This is a genomic window from Variovorax sp. RCC_210, assembly GCF_041355175.1.
In the GTDB taxonomy this organism is placed as follows: domain Bacteria; phylum Pseudomonadota; class Gammaproteobacteria; order Burkholderiales; family Burkholderiaceae_C; genus Variovorax.
Window position 1 is genome coordinate 281,021 of the sequence record NZ_JBFUPJ010000004.1, and the last position, 18,377, is coordinate 299,397.

General features: G+C 69.5%; 17 protein-coding genes. 5 read left to right on the top strand and 12 right to left on the bottom strand.

The annotated features are described in order from the left end of the window. Positions 1-10: 10 nt before the first annotated feature. On the bottom strand, positions 11-1,030 hold the full coding sequence (locus AB6807_RS16145) for a DMT family transporter (RefSeq protein ID WP_371085366.1): 1,020 nt from the start codon (positions 1,028-1,030) through the stop codon (positions 11-13). Positions 1,031-1,168: 138 nt separating this feature from the next. Here AB6807_RS16145 and AB6807_RS16150 point away from each other — a divergent pair, with 138 nt between their 5' ends. Continuing rightward, complete coding sequence (locus AB6807_RS16150; RefSeq protein ID WP_371085367.1) at positions 1,169-2,095, top strand: LysR family transcriptional regulator; 927 nt, start codon at positions 1,169-1,171, stop codon at positions 2,093-2,095. 21 nt (positions 2,096-2,116) lie between these two features. Here AB6807_RS16150 and AB6807_RS16155 read toward each other — a convergent pair whose 3' ends face one another. Then, positions 2,117-2,890 carry a hypothetical protein gene (locus AB6807_RS16155; RefSeq protein ID WP_371085368.1) on the bottom strand — a complete coding sequence of 258 codons (774 nt, stop codon included), beginning with the start codon at positions 2,888-2,890 and terminating at the stop codon, positions 2,117-2,119. 67 nt (positions 2,891-2,957) lie between these two features. Next, positions 2,958-4,058, bottom strand: coding sequence for an alanine racemase (alr, locus tag AB6807_RS16160; protein ID WP_116911559.1), 1,101 nt, complete (start codon positions 4,056-4,058; stop codon positions 2,958-2,960). Between the two features lie 178 nt (positions 4,059-4,236). On the opposite strand from alr, the gene lplT reads away from it, so the two are divergent. From lplT to AB6807_RS16175, 3 genes are all read left to right on the top strand, one after another. Continuing rightward, positions 4,237-5,541, top strand: coding sequence for a lysophospholipid transporter LplT (gene lplT, locus AB6807_RS16165; protein WP_116911560.1), 1,305 nt, complete (start codon positions 4,237-4,239; stop codon positions 5,539-5,541). A gap of 102 nt (positions 5,542-5,643) precedes the next feature. Further along, positions 5,644-6,561, top strand: coding sequence for a DMT family transporter (locus AB6807_RS16170; RefSeq protein ID WP_371085369.1), 918 nt, complete (start codon positions 5,644-5,646; stop codon positions 6,559-6,561). 10 nt (positions 6,562-6,571) lie between these two features. After that, positions 6,572-7,063 (top strand): glutathione peroxidase, encoded by a 492-nt coding sequence (locus AB6807_RS16175; protein ID WP_116911562.1) that lies wholly within the window; start codon positions 6,572-6,574, stop codon positions 7,061-7,063. A gap of 42 nt (positions 7,064-7,105) precedes the next feature. Here AB6807_RS16175 and AB6807_RS16180 read toward each other — a convergent pair whose 3' ends face one another. From AB6807_RS16180 to AB6807_RS16220, 9 genes are all read right to left on the bottom strand, one after another. Continuing rightward, positions 7,106-7,543, bottom strand: a complete 438-nt coding sequence (locus AB6807_RS16180) for a carboxypeptidase regulatory-like domain-containing protein (RefSeq protein ID WP_371085370.1) — start codon at positions 7,541-7,543, stop codon at positions 7,106-7,108. Between the two features lie 133 nt (positions 7,544-7,676). Continuing rightward, the gene (glcF, locus tag AB6807_RS16185; RefSeq protein ID WP_371085371.1) at positions 7,677-8,906 is read right to left on the bottom strand and encodes a glycolate oxidase subunit GlcF; all 1,230 of its coding nucleotides are present in this window, start codon (positions 8,904-8,906) and stop codon (positions 7,677-7,679) included. A 40-nt stretch (positions 8,907-8,946) separates the two neighbouring features. Next, positions 8,947-10,080 carry a glycolate oxidase subunit GlcE gene (gene glcE, locus AB6807_RS16190; protein WP_371085372.1) on the bottom strand — a complete coding sequence of 378 codons (1,134 nt, stop codon included), beginning with the start codon at positions 10,078-10,080 and terminating at the stop codon, positions 8,947-8,949. A gap of 12 nt (positions 10,081-10,092) precedes the next feature. Beyond that, positions 10,093-11,604 carry an FAD-linked oxidase C-terminal domain-containing protein gene (locus tag AB6807_RS16195; RefSeq protein WP_371085373.1) on the bottom strand — a complete coding sequence of 504 codons (1,512 nt, stop codon included), beginning with the start codon at positions 11,602-11,604 and terminating at the stop codon, positions 10,093-10,095. 171 nt (positions 11,605-11,775) lie between these two features. Then, complete coding sequence (locus tag AB6807_RS16200; RefSeq protein ID WP_371085374.1) at positions 11,776-12,660, bottom strand: LysR substrate-binding domain-containing protein; 885 nt, start codon at positions 12,658-12,660, stop codon at positions 11,776-11,778. 64 nt (positions 12,661-12,724) lie between these two features. Next, entirely contained in the window at positions 12,725-13,657 is a 933-nt protein-coding gene (locus AB6807_RS16205; protein ID WP_371085375.1) for an SMP-30/gluconolactonase/LRE family protein, read from the bottom strand. Between the two features lie 205 nt (positions 13,658-13,862). Continuing rightward, the gene (locus AB6807_RS16210) at positions 13,863-15,296 is read right to left on the bottom strand and encodes an ammonium transporter (RefSeq protein ID WP_371085376.1); all 1,434 of its coding nucleotides are present in this window, start codon (positions 15,294-15,296) and stop codon (positions 13,863-13,865) included. Positions 15,297-15,325: 29 nt separating this feature from the next. Continuing rightward, positions 15,326-15,664 (bottom strand): P-II family nitrogen regulator, encoded by a 339-nt coding sequence (glnK, locus tag AB6807_RS16215; protein ID WP_007833403.1) that lies wholly within the window; start codon positions 15,662-15,664, stop codon positions 15,326-15,328. A 67-nt stretch (positions 15,665-15,731) separates the two neighbouring features. After that, complete coding sequence (locus AB6807_RS16220; protein WP_093127954.1) at positions 15,732-16,604, bottom strand: TorF family putative porin; 873 nt, start codon at positions 16,602-16,604, stop codon at positions 15,732-15,734. A 216-nt stretch (positions 16,605-16,820) separates the two neighbouring features. On the opposite strand from AB6807_RS16220, the gene AB6807_RS16225 reads away from it, so the two are divergent. Then, positions 16,821-18,377, top strand: a complete 1,557-nt coding sequence (locus tag AB6807_RS16225) for a YifB family Mg chelatase-like AAA ATPase (RefSeq protein WP_371085377.1) — start codon at positions 16,821-16,823, stop codon at positions 18,375-18,377.

Sequence of the window (18,377 nt, forward strand, 5' to 3'; positions counted from 1 at the left end):
GCCCCCGAGTCTAGGGAGCCCGGGGCGGAGGGTCCATGCGGGAGGTGGGCGCAGGGGCCGCAGGGGCCGCAGGGGCCGCAGGGGCCGCAGGGGCCGGCACGTCCCTCGGCAAGGGTTCACCTGGCGCCCGTTCGCGCGGCGGCAAGGTCACCCACCACGCCGCCCCCGCGATCAGCAGGCCGCCGGCCCAACCCCACGGCCCGATGTGTTCGCCGAAGCCGTACACCGCGATCAGCGCGCCGAACACCGGCTCGCTGCCCATCAGCAGCGACACGCGGCTCGGGCTCGCGCGCGAAGCCGCGTGGTTCTGCGCGAAGAAGGCGAACACGGTGCACAGCAGCACCAGGTAGGCCATGCCCCACCAGAAAGAAGCCGTGGCGGGCGGCATCTGCCAGGCGCCGTGGGCCGGCGCGGCCAGCAGCGACAGCGCCGCCGCGCCCAGCGCCATCGCGCCCGCCTGCACCGCCGTGAGCGTCAGCGCCGGCAGCGTGTGGCGGCCGGCCAGCCGCCGCGTCATGCAGACCATCACCGCGCGCAGGACGGCGGCGACCACCATCAAGGCGTCGCCCCAGTTCACGGACATGGCGGCGGGTGAAGCGATCGATGCGGTCGATGCGGTCGATGCAGCCGATGTCGCCGACAACATCCCCGCGCCCAGCGCCGACAGGCCCGCCGCCCAGAACACGCGCCGCGCCGGCCGCTGGCCCAGCAGCCACCATTCGACGAAGGGCGTGAACGCCACGCACAGGCTGATGAGAAAGGCCGCGTTGCTGGCCGAGGTGAGCGACACGCCGAAGGTCTCGCACACGAAGATGGCCAGCAGGTTGGCGCCCAGCAGCCCGCCCACCGCCAGCCCCTGGCGCCACGCCGCGGTGAACAGCGGCCGCATCGCCGGCAGCAGCACCACGAAGGTCAGCCCGAAGCGCAGCGCGATGAACTCCAGCACCGGCAGCTGCGTCGTCGCCTGCTTGGCCACCGCATAGCTGCCGCCCCACACCGCGGCCACCAGCAGCAGCATGAGTTCGGCCATGCCGATACCGGCCCCGATGCCGAACCATCGCCTCGACGCCATACTGTGCCCCCGCTTCACGAACATCAAACAAGGGCTGGATTGTTCGGGGCATCGCACAGGCCGGGTAGCCGTCGGCCGGAACAGGACCATTGCGTGGTGGGAACGAATTCATTTCTCAAGGTGCTGCCGGAGATGGTGACCTTCTTGCGGGTGGCCGAGCTGGGCAGCTTCTCGGCGGCGGCCGAGCTGCTGGGCATGACGCCCTCGGCCGCGAGCCGGCAGGTGAAGCGGCTCGAAAAGGAAATAGGCGTGCAGCTTCTGCAGCGCACCACGCGCCAGCTGCGCCTGACCGAGCCCGGCGCCGAAGCCTTCGCCCGCTGCCGCGAGCTGGTGCAGGCGGCGCAGGGCGCGATGGACATCGGCCCGCAGTTCGCGAGCAAGCCCGCGGGGCTGGTGCGCATCAGCGCGCCGAAGGCCTTCGCGCGGCGCGTGCTGCACCCGCACCTGCTCGAGTTCCTGCGGCGCTACCCGGAGGTGGACGTGCAACTGGTCGTGGCCGACCGCGACGTCGACCCGATCCGCGAGGGCGTCGACCTGGTGGTGCGGCTCACCACCGAGCCGCCCGAAGGGCTGGTGGCGCGGCGGCTGATGGCGGTGGAACACATCCTGTGCGCCACGCCGGCCTACCTGGCGCGGCACCCGGCCATCGCGCAGCCGGACGACCTGCTGGCGCACAGCTGCCTGTCGCTGGGCGAGCACGAGCGCGACAACCACTGGCGCTTTCGAAAGAACGATCAAGAAACCCAGGCCGAGGTCGAAGTCGTGGTGCGCGGGCGCTACATCTGCAACCACAGCGAGGTGCGGCTCGAAGGCGCGCTGGCCGGCCTGGGCGTGGCCTGCGTGCCGGCGTTCATGGCGCGCGAGGCGCTGGACGCGGGCCAGGTGGTGCGCGTGCTGGCCGACTGGGAGTTCCAGGGCAACTACCACGGGCATGCCTACATCCTGTACCCGCCCAATCGCTTCGCGACACCCAAGTGCCGGGTGCTGGTCGATCACCTGCTCGCGGCGACAGGCGACCGGTGAGGCCGCGTCGGCGGTGCCTGCTCAGTGCTTCTTCATCAACACGCGCACCGCCTCGGGCAGCGAGTTGACCTGCGGCATGAAGTGGTCGAGCAGCGCGCCCAGCGCCACCGCGCAGACCACCGCGCCCAGCAGCGGCTTCCAGGTGAGCCGCACGGCGGCCATGAGCCAGCCCTCGCGCGCCACGCGCACCGCGGCGCGCGCCGACACGTACGAGAAAGCGACCTCGATGGCCACGGCCAGCAGCGCGTCCCAGCTGAAGTACAGCAGCACCAGCGAGCCCGCACCCAGCACCACGGCCGTGCAGATCAGGAAGATGGCGACCACCGGCACCACGATGACGGCGCCCTCGTCGGCGCCGGCGGCCACGTCGAGCGCACCGCTGGCCACGTCGGAGAGGCCGCTGCCTTCACCGCTGCTTCCACCGCCGCCGCTTTCACCGACGCTCGCATGGCTGTGCGAGCCACCGCCGCGTCCGCCACCGCGCCCACCGCCGAAATCCATGTCGGGCACGTCGACGTCGATTTCCAGCTCGCGCCCCTGCACCAGCCGGTTCGCCCACCAGCGCAGCACCAGCAGGTAGCCGAGGTAGCCCACGCCCAGCGTGAGCAGGTAGCGCACGGCCAGCGAATCGACGTGCAGCAGGTGCATCTGCAGCGCCGACACGCACCACATCAGCAGCAGCGTGAAGCTGCCGATGAGGATGCCGTGCGTGCGCAGGCTGTGGTTGCGGTGCAGGTCGCGCTCGAGCTGCGTTTCCCAAAGGCGCACGGAGCGCCAGTTGGACAGGACCTTCATTCGCCTGTGGTTCGAACGGCCGGTCGCCCGGTCATTCGCACGGTAATTCGCGGGGCCATTCGCCCGGTCATTCGCTTTCAGCGGGCGCGAACGGCACGCGCTGCGCCACGGCGCACATGAGCTCGTAGCCGACGGTGCCTGCCGCGCGGGCGACCTCGTCGATGGGCAGCACGGCGCCGGTGCTGGCGGACTTGCCCCACAGCGTGACCTCGCTGCCGAACCTGGCGTCCGGCACGCCGGTGAGGTCGACGGTGATCATGTCCATGCTCACGCGCCCGACCATGCGGGTGCGCACGCCGTTCACCAGCACCGGCGTGCCGGTGGTGCAGTGGCGCGGGTAGCCGTCGGCGTAGCCCACCGCGGCCACGCCGATGGTGAGCGGGCCCTCGGCCGTGAAGTTGGAGCCGTAGCCGATGGTGTCGCCCGCCTTCAGCGTCTGCACCGAGATGAGCTGGGTCGACAGGGTTTGCGTCGGCTGCAGCTGCCAGTGCGCGGCGTCGTGCTCGGGGTAGTCGGGGGCGCTGCCGTACAGCACGATGCCCGGGCGCACCCAGTCGCCTCGGGTCTGCTCGGCGTGGCGCAGGGTGGCGGCGCTGTTGGCGATGGAGCGTTCGCCCGGCAGGTCGCGCGTGGCGCGCTCGAAGGCCTCGAGCTGGTGGGCGATGCCGCGCGCGCCGTCGGCGTCGCTGAAATGGGTCATGAGCGAGATCTCGTCGACCTGGGTCAGCGCGTTCAGCCGCGTCCAGGCCGAGCCGAAGCGCTCGGGCGTGAAGCCCAGGCGGTTCATGCCGGAGTTCATCTTCAGGAACACGCGCTGCGGCTTGAGCGTCTTGTGGGCGGCGAGCATGTCGATCTGCTCGTCGCAGTGCACGCTGTGCCACAGGTCCAGGCGCGAGCACAGCTCCAGGTCGCGCGCGTCGAACACGCCTTCGAGCAGCAGCACCGGGCCGCGCCAGCCCAGGGCGCGCACGCGCTCGGCCTCGGCCAGGTCGAGCAGCGCGAAGCCGTCGGCGCCGCGCAGGCCCTCATAGACCCGCTCGATGCCATGGCCATAGGCGTTGGCCTTCACCACCGCCCAGACCCGGGCGTCGAGGGCCGAGCGGCGCACGCGCTCGAGGTTGTGACGCAGGGCGGCGGTATGGACGGTGGCAAGAATGGGGCGCGGCATGGGGACTCTGCAGGCTTGGAGAAAATGCAAACCACGTTTTAGCATCTTCGGGAATGGGGTCGAACACCGTGGGGCTGCCTAATTTGACGTCGCACCCCCATGCTATAACCGCCCATTCGCCCACGACGCGACACTTTTTCACTACCGCCAGCAGACCCTCTGGCCAGCCAGCCCATCGATGAAGCGCGGTTTCTACACGATCATGTCGGCCCAGTTCTTTTCGTCACTGGCCGACCAAGCGCTTTTCGTTGTTGCCGTCGACCTCATGCGAAGTTCGGGCGCGCCCGAATGGCAGCGCGCGGCGCTGGTGCCGATCTTCGCGGTCTTCTATGTGGTGCTGGCCCCGCTGGTGGGCGCCTTCGCCGACGCCTTGCCCAAGGGCAAGGTCATGTTCATCAGCAACGCCATCAAGGTGATCGGCTGCCTGATGATGCTGTTCGGCTCGCACCCGCTGCTGTCTTATTCCATCGTGGGGCTGGGCGCGGCGGCGTATTCGCCGGCCAAGTACGGCATCCTCACCGAGCTGCTGCCGGCCTCGCAACTTGTGAAGGCCAACGGCTGGATCGAGGGCCTGACCATCGCCTCCATCCTGCTGGGCATCGTGCTCGGCGGCACGCTGGTGGGGCATGCGGTGTCGAGCAAGCTGCTGGCATTCGACTTCCCGCTGATCGACACCGGCATCAATTCGCCGGCCGAGGCGGCCATCACGGTGCTGATCTTCGTGTACGCGCTGGCGGCCTGGTTCAACACCCGCATTCCGCACACCGGCGTGGAAATGCGCCCGCTGCGCTCCAACCCCGAGCACGGCCTGGCGCGCAACATCGTGGCGCTGCTGCCCGACTTCTGGCACTGCAACTCGCGCCTGTGGCGTGACCGCCTGGGCCAGATCTCGCTGGCCACCACCACGCTGTTCTGGGGCGCGGGCGGCAACCTGAAATACATCGTGCTGGCCTGGGCCTCGCTGGCGCTGGGCTACAACACCACCCAGGCCTCGGCGCTCACCGGCGTGGTGACCATCGGCACGGCCGTGGGCGCCATCGTCGCGTCGATGCGCATGCGCCTGGACATGGCCACCCGCGTGATCCCCATGGGCATCGCGATGGGGCTGATGGTGATCTGCATGAACTTCATCGGCAACGTGTGGCTGGCGGTGCCGTTCCTGATCATCCTGGGCGGCCTGGGCGGCTTCCTGGTGGTGCCGATGAACGCGCTGCTGCAGCACCGCGGCCACAACCTGATGGGCGCGGGCCGCTCCATCGCCGTGCAGAACTTCAACGAGCAGGCCTGCATTCTTCTGCTGGGCGGCTTCTACAGCGTGTGCACGGGCCTGGGCCTGTCGGCCTACGGCGCCATCAGCGCCTTCGGCCTGGTGGTGGCGGGCTGCATGTGGCTCATCAAGCGCTGGCACGAGAACAACCTGAAGAAGTACCCCGAAGAAGTGGAACACCTGCTGGCCATCGCCCGCAGCGACAAGCACCACTGACGCCGCGCGACCGCGTGACCACGCGATCTTGTGAGTAATGGGGCCGGCGCGCCCCGGCGTTCCGCCACCCGCGTCCGCCCTTGCCTCCTGTTTCAACGCCCCATGCCCGCGCTCGCCCTCGTCTTCAACGCCTTCGTCTGGGGCCTGTCGTGGTTCCCGTTCCGCCAGCTCGCGGGCCACGGCCTGCACCCGCTGTGGACCACCTGCCTGATCTACCTGGCCATCGCGGCCGTGATGGGCCTGGTGCGCCGGCACGCCTGGAAAAGCTTTGCGGCGTTCCCGATGCTGGTGGCCCTGGGCCTGGCGGCGGGCTTCACCAACGTGGGCTTCAACTGGGCCGCGACCCAGGGCGACGTGGTGCGCGTGGTGCTGTTGTTCTACCTGATGCCGCTGTGGAACGTGCTGCTGGCCTGGCTGCTGCTGGGCGAGCGCCCCACCGGCGGCGCGCTGGCCCGGGTGGCGCTGGCGCTGGCGGGCGTGGTGGTGGTGCTGAAGGCGCCCGGCACCGACTGGCCCGTGCCCTCGAGCCTGCCCGACTGGCTGGGCGTGGCGGCGGGCTTCAGCTTTGCGCTGACCAACATCACGCTGCGCCATCTGCGCCAGGCCCCGGGCGAATCGCGCGCGCTGGCCATGTTCTGCGGCTGCGCGGTGGTGGGCGGCGCCACGGCGCTGGTCGGCACCGGCGTGGGCGGCATCGCCTCGCCGCTGCTGGCCACGCCCGGCTGGCTCGGCTGGGCCGCGGTGCTGGGCAGCGGCTTCATCGTGGCCAACGTGTGCCTGCAGTACGGCGCGGCGCGGCTCACGTCGGGCGCGGCCTCGGTGATCATGCTGTCGGAGGTGCTGTTCGCCGCCGTGTCGTCGGTGGCGCTGGGCGCGGCCACCATGGACGCGCGCATCCTCGTGGGCGGCGCGCTGATCGTGGCCGGCGCCGTGTGGTCGGCCTGCGCCGGGTTTGCGCGAACGCCCGTGCAGGGCGATGATCGCGGCTCCAGCGCGTCCAACGCCACCGCAGCCCACTGAGGACACTTCCATGACCAGCGTCTACGACTTCGAGGCCAACCAGATCGACGGCAAGCCCGTGCAGCTTTCCGCCTTCAAGGGCCGCGTGCTGCTGATCGTGAACACCGCCAGCAAGTGCGGCTTCACGCCGCAGTTCGCCGGGCTGGAGGCGCTGCACGAGAAGTACGCCGACCAGGGCCTCACGGTGCTGGGCTTTCCGTCGAACCAGTTCGGCGCGCAGGACCCGGGCAGCAACGAGGAAATCGGCGCCTTCTGCACCAAGAACTACGGCGTGAGCTTTCCGATGATGGAAAAGATCGACGTCAACGGCGGCAACGCCGCGCCGCTGTACCGGTGGCTCACCAAGGAAAAGCCGGGCCTGCTGGGCAGCACGGCCATCAAGTGGAACTTCACCAAGTTCCTGGTCGGGCGCGACGGCGCGGTGCTCAAGCGCTATGCGCCGCTGGACACGCCGGCCTCGCTGACGCGCGACGTCGAAGCCGCGCTGGCCGCTGCGGCCTGAAAAAGCCGCTGCGGAATCTGCTGCGGCATTGCAGCGGCTTTTTTAGAACCTGAAGTCCGCCGTCTTCGAGCCGCTGCCGACCGTCACGGTCTGGCTCTTGGCCGCGCCGCCGGGCATGGCCGCATCGATCACGTACTTGCCGGCCGGCAGGTCGACCAGGCACACCGGCCCGTTCGCGCGGAACGCCAGCGCGGCGGCGTTGTTGGCGTCGCCGCCCTTGATGGTCACGTCGACATTCGCCAGGTAGGCGCCGTCGGCGCGGGCGAACAGCAGCGACAGCGGATGTTCCTTCATGGCCGCGCGCATGGCGCCCGATTCGTCGGAGCCGATGCCGCCGCACACGTAGCGCGCGGCGCCCGCGCCCTGCCAGGGCGGCATGGCGCCTTGCGCCTGCGCGGCCACCGCGCCGGCGGCACATGCGCCAGCCAGCAGCGTGCGCCGCAGCGCGGGAGAAACGAGAGAGGCGAGAACACGGGACATGGCACAGGCTCCTTGCAGATACGGTGCAGCCATGATGCGCCGCCAAGTGCCTTCGCGCGAGTCGGACCGAACCCTCCCCCGCTGTGCGCCCAGGCCCCGAACGGGGCCTGGAATCAGGCGCGGGATCAGCCCCTCAGCGCTTCATCGCCGCGTCCAGCAACTCCACCCAGTGCCGCACCGGCGTGTCGCCGCTGCCGCTTTGCAGGTGCGTGATGCAGCCGATGTTGGCCGACGCGATGGTGGTCGGCTGCAGCTGCTTCAGGTGCCCCAGCTTGCGGTCGCGCAGCGGATACGCCAGCTCCGGCTGCAGCACCGAGTAGGTGCCGGCCGAGCCGCAGCACAGGTGCGATTCGTTCAGCGCCACGCGCACGTCGAAGCCCAGCGCGCGCAGGTGTGTCTCGACGCCGCCGCGCAGCTTCTGGCCGTGCTGCAGGGTGCACGGCGGGTGGTAGGCGACCACGCCGGCGGGCGCTTTCACGCGCGCCTTCAGCGCGGGCACCAGGTCGGGCAGCAGCTCGCTCAGGTCGCGCGTGAGTTCGCTGATGCGCGCCGCCTTCAGCGCGTAGGCCGCGTCGTGCTGCAGCAGGTGGCCGTACTCGCGCACCGTCACGCCGCAGCCGGATGCGTTCATGACGATGGCCTCGACCTCGTCGCGCTCGACCCAGGGCCACCACGCATCGATGTTCGCGCGCATCTGCGCCTTGCCGCCTTCCTGGTCGTTCAGGTGGAACTTCACCGCGCCGCAGCAACCGGCCTCGGGCGCGAGCACCGCCTGGATGCCGGCGGCGTCGAGCACGCGCGCGGTGGCGCTGTTGATGTTGGGCATCATCGACGGCTGCACGCAGCCCGCGAGCATCAGTACCTTGCGCGCATGCGTGGCGGTGGGCCATGCGCCGGCCTCCTGCTTCGCGGGCACCTTGGCCTTCAGCGCCTCGGGCAGCAGGCCGCGCACGGCCTGGCCCAGCTTCATGGCGGGGCCGAAGAGCGGCGACGGCAAACCTTCTTTCAGCAGCCAGCGCTGCGCCGATTCCATCGCGGGGCGCGGCACCTTCTGGTCGACGATCTTGCGGCCGATGTCCACCAGGTTGCCGTACTGCACGCCGCTCGGGCAGGTGCTTTCGCAGTTGCGGCAGGTGAGGCAGCGGTCCAGGTGCAGCTGGGTGCTGCGCGTGGGCTGATTGCCTTCGAGCACCTGCTTGATGAGGTAGATGCGCCCGCGCGGCCCGTCGAGCTCGTCGCCGAGCAGCTGGTACGTGGGGCAGGTGGCGGTGCAGAAGCCGCAGTGCACGCACTTGCGCAAAATGGCTTCGGCCTCGCGGCCTTCGTCGGTGCCTTGGAATTCGGGGGCGAGCTCGGTTTGCATGTCGGTTCTTCTGGGGGTGCTGGTGGCGCTTGTGCTTGTTTCAGGCGGGGGCGAGCAGGCGGCCCCGGTTGAAGAGGCCGTGCGGATCGAACTCGCGCATCAGCGCGCGGTGGATGCGCTCCACGGGCGCGCTCAACGCATCGAAGCGCTGCACCTTGCCGGCCATGTTCGCGCCGGATGTATTCGCACCGGGTGGGTTCGTGCCGGCCCAGCGGAACAGCGTGGCATGGCCGCCCGCCTCACGCGCGATCTCGCGGATGCGCGCCGCCTGTTCAGGCGCCGCCTTGTACCAGCGCTGGCCGCCGTGCCATTCGATCAGCGGCGCCGCGCCGTCGAGCGCCACCACCGGCGCGGTCTGCGGCACCGACAGGCGCCACAGCGCATTGGTGCCTTCGCCCGTGGCGAACCACGGCAGTTGCTGGTCGCGCAGCGATTGCCAGTCGGCCGCGGCGCGCGCGTTGTCCTTGCGCTCGCCGCCGAGGTGCGCGCACGCCGCCTCCACCGCCGCGACCGCGCCGCGCAGGCGCAGGTACAGCACGCCCACGCCTTCATGTTCGACCCAGCAACTCGCGTTCAGCGGCAGCGGCCGGCCGCCCCATTCGTTGAGCAGGCGCAGCGCGTCGGCCTGGCCGCAGGCAAATTCCAGCGTGGCCTCGGCGGGCGGCACGGGCAGCACCTTGAGGCTGACCTCGGCGATCACGCCCAGCGTGCCCAGCGAACCCGCGAGCACGCGCGACACGTCGTAGCCCGCGACGTTCTTCATCACCTGGCCGCCGAAGCTCAGCACTTCGGCGCGGCCGTTGACCAGCGTGGCGCCCAGCACGTAGTCGCGCACCGCGCCCACGCTGGCGCGCGCGGGGCCGCTGAGGCCGGCGGCGACCATGCCGCCGACGGTGCCACCGTCACCGAAGCGCGGCGGCTCGAAAGGCAGGCACTGGCCCTTCTCGGCCAGCACCGCCTCGAGTTCGGCCAGCGGCGTGCCGGCGCGCACGGTCACGACCAGCTCGCTGGGCTCGTAGCTCGTGATGCCGCCGAGCGCGCGCATGTCGAGCAGTTCGCCGTGCGGCGCCTCGCCGTAGAAGTCCTTGGTGCCGCCGCCGCGAATGCACAGCGGCGTGGCGTCGGCGGCCGCGGCGCGCACGCGCTCGACCACGGCGTGGAGTTCGGTGTCCATGGGGCTCATCGCTCAGAACCTCGGCAGCTCGGGGTGCGGCAGCCTGCCCCCGCGCACCACCTGCTTGCCGTACTCGGCGCAGCGCTGCAGCGTGGGAATCACCTTGCCGGGGTTGAGCATGCCCTCGGGGTCGAAGGCGCGCTTCACGCCGAACATCTGCTCGTTCTCGCTCGCGGTGAACTGCACGCACGTGCTGTTGAGCTTTTCGACGCCCACGCCATGCTCGCCCGACACGGTGCCGCCCATGGCCACGCTGGTCTCCAGGATGTCGGCGCCGAACAGCTCGCAGCGGTGCAGTTCGTCGGGGTCGTTGGCGTCGAACAGCACCAGCGGGTGCAGGTTGCCGTCGCCCGCGTGGAACACGTTGCAGCAGCGCAGGTTGTACTTCTTCTCCATCTCCTGGATGGCCAGGAGAATGTCGGCCAGGCGCTTGCGCGGAATGGTGGAGTCCAGGCACATGTAGTCGGGGCTGATGCGGCCCGAGGCGGGAAACGCGTTCTTGCGCCCGCTCCAGAACTTCATGCGCTCGTCTTCGCTGTTGCTCACCGCGATGGCGGTGGCGCCGCAGCCGCGCAGCACGGCGGTCATGCGGCCGATTTCTTCCTCGACCTCTTCGGGCGTGCCGTCGGATTCGCACAGCAGGATGGCCGCGGCGTCCAGGTCGTAGCCCGCGCGCACGAAGTCTTCCACGGCGGCGGTCATGGGCTTGTCCATCATCTCCAGCCCCGCGGGAATGATGCCGGCCGCAATCACCGCGGCCACCGCGTCGCCGGCCTTTCGCACGTCGTCGAAGCTGGCCATGATGCAGCGCGCCAGCTGCGGCTTGGGCACCAGCTTGACGGTGACCTCGGTGGTCACGGCCAGCATGCCTTCGCTGCCGACGACCAGCGCGAGCAGGTCGAGCCCCGGCGCGTCGAGCGCGTCGCCGCCGAACTCCACCGCCTCGCCCTCGGCGGTGAAGCCGCGCACGCGCAGCACGTTGTGCAGCGTCAGGCCGTACTTCAGGCAGTGCACGCCGCCCGAGTTCTCGGCCACGTTGCCGCCGATGGTGCAGGCGATCTGGCTCGACGGGTCGGGGGCGTAGTAGAGGTTGAAGGGCGCGGCCGCCTCGCTGATGGCGAGGTTGCGCACGCCGCACTGCACGACGGCCGTGCGGCTCACCGGGTCGATCTTCAGGATGCGGTTGAACTTGGCGAGCGACAGCGTCACGCCCAGCGTGTGCGGCATGGCGCCGCCCGAAAGCCCGGTGCCCGCGCCGCGCGCCACCACGGGCACGCCGAGTTGGTGGCAGGTGCGCAGCACGGCGGCCACCTGCGCCTCGGTTTCGGGCAGGGCCACCACCAGCGGGCGGGCACGGTAGGCGGTGAGGCCGTCGCACTCGTAGGGCGTGGTGTCCTCGGCGTGCCAGATGAGGGCATGGGCCGGCAGGTGGGCCTGCAGCGCGCCGACCACCTGGGCCTGGCGCTGCGTTTTCTGCAGGGATTCTTGCTGCGTGGGTTGCGTGGGGGTGAGCGGCGCGTTCATGGGCGGGCCTCTTTCTTGTCTCTCGGGATCCCGCACTCTACGCACATCGCGCCGTGTGCGGGTTGAGGGATTTTTGCGATGGGCTTGAGCAAACTTCGCCGGGCCCCCTGGCGCGAAGCTCTCGGTGCTCTCGGCGCTCCTGCTGCCGCCGCTGCTACCGCCGCTTCCTTGTCAGCGCAGGCTCTGTTCCAGCCAATCGGCAAAGGCCGCGCACTCCCAGCGCTCCAGCGTGCCCGGCTGCCAGCAGATGTAGTGCCGGTGCGGCGATGGCACGGCCTGGTCGGACAGCGCCACCAGCCGCCCTGATTCGAACCACGCCGCGCCCATCTTCTGCCGCACCAGCGCCACGCCGAAGCCACTGGCCGCCGCGTCGTACACCAGCCCCAGGTCGTTGAACTGCGAGCCGATGTGCGGTTCGGGCTGGTCGAGGCCGCAGCTCGCGAACCAGGTACCCCAGGGTTCCAGCGGGCTGCGGATGAGCCGCGCGCTGGCAATTTCGGCGGCGGTGCGAAACCCGGTGAACGGCCCGAACTCGTTCAAGAAGCTCGGGCTGCAGGCCGGCACCACCTGCTCCTCGAGGATGAGCCGGTGCTCGCAGTCGGCATAGCCGCCGGGGCCGTAGCGCACCTCGAGGTCTGCCTGCTCGGCAGTGACGTCGAGCAGCGGAATCGACACCTGCAGCACCAGCTCGATGTCGGGATAGATGTTGCGAAACAGTTCCAGCCGCGGCATGAGGAACTGCCGGCTGAAGGTCGGCGTGACGGCGATGCGCAAGCGCGTGGCGCGCTGCGCGGCGTTGCTGCCCAGCGGCGTGGCCTGCAATGCCGCAAGCCCCGTGCGCACGTTGGCGAGGTAGGCCGCGCCATCGGCCGTGAGGCTGAAGTCGCTGCGGCCGAACAGCTTGAAGCCGACATGCGATTCGAGTTGCCGGATGCGGTGGCTCACCGCGCTGGGCGTGACGCACAGCTCGTCGGCCGCGCGGCCCGCATGACGCAGCCTTGCGACGGCCTCGAAGGTCAGCAGGCACTGGATCGGGGGGATGTGCTGGAGGGCCATCGCTCTCAGTTCGGGGATGGCTGATTGGCGCTGTCGCGCCCTGAACAACGCACGCTCGGCAACCTCAATCCTCGAAGAAGCTCACCGGCAGCCCGGGCGTGTCGACACGCATCGAGATCACGGCGCCGGAAGCCGGCCGCTGCTCGACCTCGTCGGCGGGACGCCCCTTGCGCGCGCTGGTCACGAACAAGGTCTTCAGGTCGTCGCCACCAAAGCACGGCATCGTCGGGCATTGAACCGGCAACGGCACCGACGCCACGATGTCCCCCGAAGGCGCGAAGCGCAGCAGCTGCGCCCCTTCGAACATCGCCACCCAGTAGTGGCCTTGCGAATCGACCGTGGCGCCGTCGGGGCGGCCCTGGTAGCCCAGCGGCGCGTCGACCGTCCAGCCCTCGCGCTTGGCATCGAACTGGTGGAACACGCGCGCGCGCGAAAGCGCGTTGGCTTCGGCGTCCCAGTCCCACGCGCAGACCACGTGCGCGGCGGTGTCGGCCCAGTACAGGGTGCCGGCGTCGGGGGAAAAGGCCAGGCCGTTGGCGGTGGTGGACTCGTTGGCCATCTGCGTGATGGTGGGCGACACGCCCGTGTCGGGGCGCGCGTCGAAGCAATAGAGCGCGGCGTTGGGCCGGTCCTTGGCCTCGTTGAGCGAGCCGCCCCAGAAGCGGCCCAGCGGGTCGCACTTGCCGTCGTTGAAGCGCATGGTGCGCACGTCGTGCTCCACGCGCGCCATCGCCACCAGTTCGCCGCCCCATTCGCGCGCGCGATAGAAGCCGTCGCGCAAGGCGATCACCAGGCCGCCGCTGCGCGCCGGGGCCATGCAGCCGGGCTCGGTGGGCAAGGGCCATCGCTCGACCGTGGCATTCGGCGAACCGATGTCGCCGCGTGTGCGCAGCACGGCGCGGCCCGGAATGTCGAGCCAGTAGAGCGCGTGTTCTTCGGGGTGCCAGAACGGCGATTCGCCGAGCTCGCAGAGGCTGTCTTCGAGGGTGGTCCACATGGTGGGGCGATTGTGCCCCCGGGCATGCCGCGCCGTGGGGAAAGCGGCAGGCAAAAAAAAGCCCGCTGGCGCCGAAGCGCTCGCGGGCTGAACATCCAAAGGAGACCTCGCTTGAAAAACTCGTTACGAAGAATTGTTCTTGTGAAAGTCTGTTGAGGGTGTCGTTGCGTTGCGAGGCTGCCCGAAGGCGGCCCCGCAAGGCAGGTCAGCGGTTGTAGGCGGTTTCGCCGTGCGACGAGATGTCCAGGCCTTCGCGCTCTTCCTCTTCCGACACACGCAGGCCGATGGTCAGGTCGGCGATCTTGTAGGAGATGAAGGCCACCACGCCGGACCACACGATCGTGAGCGCCACGCTCTTGATCTGGATCCACACCTGTGCGCCCATGGCGAAGGTGTCGGGCGTTGCGCCGCCGGTGCCGCCGAGGCCCTTGGCCGCGAACACACCGGTCAGGATGGCACCCAGGATGCCGCCCACGCCGTGCACGCCGAACACGTCGAACGCGTCGTCGGCGCCGAGCATGCGCTTCAGGCCGCCCACGCCCCACAGGCAGACCAGGCCGGCCAGCAGGCCCAGCACGATCGAACCCATCGGGCCGACGAAACCGGCGGCAGGCGTGACAGCCACCAGGCCGGCAACGGCACCGGACGCGGCGCCCAGCATCGAGGCCTTGCCCTTGTGCAGGCTTTCACCCAGGATCCACGACAGCGCGGCGGCAGCGGTGGCGAGCACCGTGTTGATGAAGGCCAGGCCGGCGACGGCGTTGGCAGCACCGGCCGAGCCGGCGTTGAAGCCGAACCAGCCCACCCACAGCAGCGAGGCACCGACCATGGTGAGCGTCAGCGAGTGAGGCGTGAACGCTTCCTTGCCGTAGCCCACGCGCTTGCCGACCATGTAGGCACCGACCAGGCCGGCCACACCGGCGTTGATGTGCACCACGGTGCCGCCGGCGAAGTCCAGCGCGCCGTCCTTGCCCAGCAGGCCGCCGCCCCACACGATGTGGGCGATGGGCACGTAGCTGAAGGTGAACCACAGCACCGAGAACAGCAGCACGGCCGAGAACTTGGCGCGCTCCGCGAACGCGCCGACGATCAGCGCCACGGTGATGGCCGCGAAGGTGCCCTGGAAGGCGACGAACACGTATTCGGGAATCGTGGTCAGCGCGCCGAAGGTTTCCTGCGTGATGCCCTTCATGAAGATCTTGTCGAATCCCCCGAAGAAGTTGCCGTCACCCGAGAAGGCCAGGCTGTAGCCGTAGATGGCCCACAGGATGCTGATCAGCGAGAAGATCACGAAGACCTGCATCAGCACCGACAGCATGTTCTTCGAGCGGCCGAGGCCACCGTAGAACAGCGCCAGGCCGGGGATGGTCATCAGGATCACGAGCAGCGTGGAGGTCAGCATCCAGGCGGTGTCGCCGGAGTCGATCTTCGGTGCCGGCGCGGCGGCCGGTGCTGCTGCAGCGGCAGCGGCGGGGGCCGCGTCGGCTGCGGCGGGCGCGGCCGGTGCCGCGGGTGCGGCAGCAGCGGGTGCCGAAGCGGCAGGCGCTTCAGCCGTGGCCGCGGGCGTTTGTGCAAGGGCGGTGGTGCCGGCAGCCAGCACACTCAAACCGAACGCAAGAGAGACAAGCAGTTTTTTCATAATCGTTGTTCTTTCGGGCCTGGACTCGATCAGAGGGCTTCGCGGCCTGTTTCGCCGGTGCGGATGCGCACCACTTGTTCGAGGTTGTAGACAAAGATCTTGCCGTCGCCAATCTTGCCGGTGCGTGCGGCACCCTCGACGGCTTCGATCACGCGGTCGACGAGGTCGTCGGAGACGGCCGCTTCGATCTTGACCTTGGGCAGGAAGTCGACCACGTACTCGGCGCCGCGGTACAGCTCGGTGTGGCCCTTCTGGCGACCGAACCCCTTGACCTCGGTGACGGTGATCCCCTGCACGCCGATGGCCGACAGTGCTTCGCGCACCTCGTCGAGCTTGAACGGTTTGATGATGGCTGTGACCAGCTTCATGAGTTTTCTCCTTCGGATGGAAATGAAACGGTGCGGCAGCGTGGGCCGCACCTCGTTGTTCTGTGCCTTACAGCGTCTTCGTCAGCGTGAGGATGAAGCGGGCTTTGTTCGGCGAGTACGTCGTCTGGCCGAAGGTGCCGAAGCCGTAGTCCACGCCCGGGTTGCTCACGGCGAGGTACGAGCTCTTCTTGTTGGCGCCTTGCACCGAGCCGGTCAGCGACAGGCCGTTGCCGAAGTCGTAGGACGCGCCGACGTTGTAGTCGACGTAGCTCTTGTAGCCCAGGCTGCGGATGTCGCTGGACATGTTGGTGTAGCCCACGGCGGCCTTCAGCGTGACCTTGGGCACGATTTCCTTGCTGTACGCCAGGTTCAGGTAGCCGGTGTTGGTGCCCTTCAGGCCCGAGCCGGCCTTGTTGCCGGCGTAGCCGAAGTAGTCCTTGGACACGGTGTGCGAGTACTTGGCGGTGAACGAGCCGAGCGTTTCGTTGGCGTAGGTGCCCGCGACGTACAGCTCGGTGGTGTTGCCCGAGGAGTTGCCCGGGTAGATGTAGGTGAGCGCACCGACGTCCATGTCCAGCGGGCCGGCCTTGAACTTGTAGCCACCGTACAGGTCCATTTCGATGCTGTTGCCCTTGAGCCAGTTGACGCTGGAGTTCCAGCTGCCCACGTAGAAGCCGCTGTCGCCGAAGGCGTAGTCCAGGCCGCCCTGGATGGCGGGCTTGAAGCCTTTGGTCTTGGCGTAGTCGTTCTTGCCCAGCATGTCCTGGTCCTGGCCACGGAACTTGTAGTTCGTGGTCAGCGAGATGTTGCCCGTGAGGTTGGGTGCCGGGGCGGGAGCGGCCGCGGCGGCGTCGGTCGTTGCCTGGGCCAGGGCGGCGCCGGAGGCGGTCAGCGCGGTGGCAAGAACGATCAGCGCCTTGGCGGCGGTACGGTGCGTCATCGGGAAACTCCTCGCAAAGTGTTTAGTTGGACCTGCAAGGCTCATAGCAGGGAGCGTGCCAAACTGCACAAATCGCTGTCCCCAAAGCGCGTCCCACCGCTGTCGGTGAGCGCCAAATCGTTACAACCCCTGTTTCGAGTGGTTGCAGTGCGCACCGCGCTGCACCACGGCGGGCGTCCATGTCCTGGACGCACCACATTGGGGAGATCAAGAACAATGAGTCTGTCTTTGGTGCAAAGCCGCGCCTTGCTGGGGCTGGAAGCGGCCAGTGTCACGGTCGAGGTGCATCTGGCCAACGGCTTGCCCAGCTTCACGCTGGTCGGGCTGGCAGAAACCGAGGTCAAGGAGGCGCGCGAGCGCGTGCGCTCGGCCATCCAGAACGCGGGGCTGGAGTTTCCGAACAACAAGCGCATCACCGTCAACCTGGCTCCGGCAGACCTTCCGAAGGACTCCGGCCGCTTCGACCTGCCGCTGGCCATGGGCATCCTCGCGGCCAGCGGGCAGATCGACAACGCGCGGCTGGCGGGCCATGAATTTGCCGGCGAGCTCTCGCTGTCGGGCGAGCTGAGGCCCGTTCGCGGTGCATTGGCCATGGCGCTGGCGTTGCACACGCGCGGCGTGGCCACCCGTTTGGTGCTGCCCATGGACAGTGCACAGGAGGCCGCGCTGGTGCCCGGCGGCGAGGTGTACGGCGCCCGGCACCTGCTGGACGTGGTGCGGCAGTTCGTGGCCGACGCCGATGCGGCGGCGCAACTGCCTGACCCGACACCCGGCTCCGACGACGGCTGGGCGCGCATACAGCCCGCCCCGGGCGGCACGGCGCCGCGCTACGCCGACCTGTGCGACGTCAAGGGCCACGCGGGCGCCAAGCGGGCACTCGAGATCGCCGCGGCCGGCGGCCACAGCCTGCTGATGATGGGCGAGCCCGGCTCGGGCAAGTCGATGCTCGCGCAGCGCTTCGCCGGCCTGCTGCCGGCCATGAGCATCGACGAGGCGCTGCAGAGCGCGGCCGTGGCCAGCCTGGGCGGGCGCTTCGGCACCGAGCGCTGGATGTGCCGGCCGACCTCCGCGCCGCACCACACCTCCAGCGCGGTGGCGCTGGTGGGCGGCGGCTCGCCGCCGCGGCCCGGGGAAATCTCCAGGGCGCACCACGGCGTGCTGTTTCTCGACGAGTTCCCCGAGTTCGCCCGCTCCGCCCTCGAGGCGCTGCGCGAGCCGCTCGAGACCGGCACCATCACCATTTCGCGTGCCGCGCACAGCGCGGAATTTCCGGCGCGCTTCCAACTGGTGGCCGCGATGAACCCCTGCCCCTGCGGCTACCTGGGTTCCAGCCTGAAGAGCTGCCGCTGCACGCCCGCGCAGATTTCCCGCTACCAGGGAAAGCTCAGCGGCCCCCTGCTGGACCGCATCGACCTGCACATCGAGGTGCCGGCCGTGTCCGCGCAGCTGCTGCTCGACGCGCCGCCGGGCGAGTCGACCGACAGCATCCGCGCGCGCGTGGTCGTGGCGCGCGAGCGCGCGACGCGGCGCCAGGGCCACGCCAACCAGGCGCTGCAGGGCGGCGCCATCGACAAGCACGCCGCGCTGGACGACACCGCGCGCAAGTTCATGTTCAACGCCGCGAACAAGCTGGGCTGGTCGGCGCGCAGCACGCACCGGGCGCTGAAGGTGGCGCGCACGATCGCCGACCTGGCCGGGGCCGACACGGTGCAGCCGGCGCATGTGGCCGAGGCGGTGCAGTACCGGCGGGCGTTGAGCCGCGGGCCGGCGTGA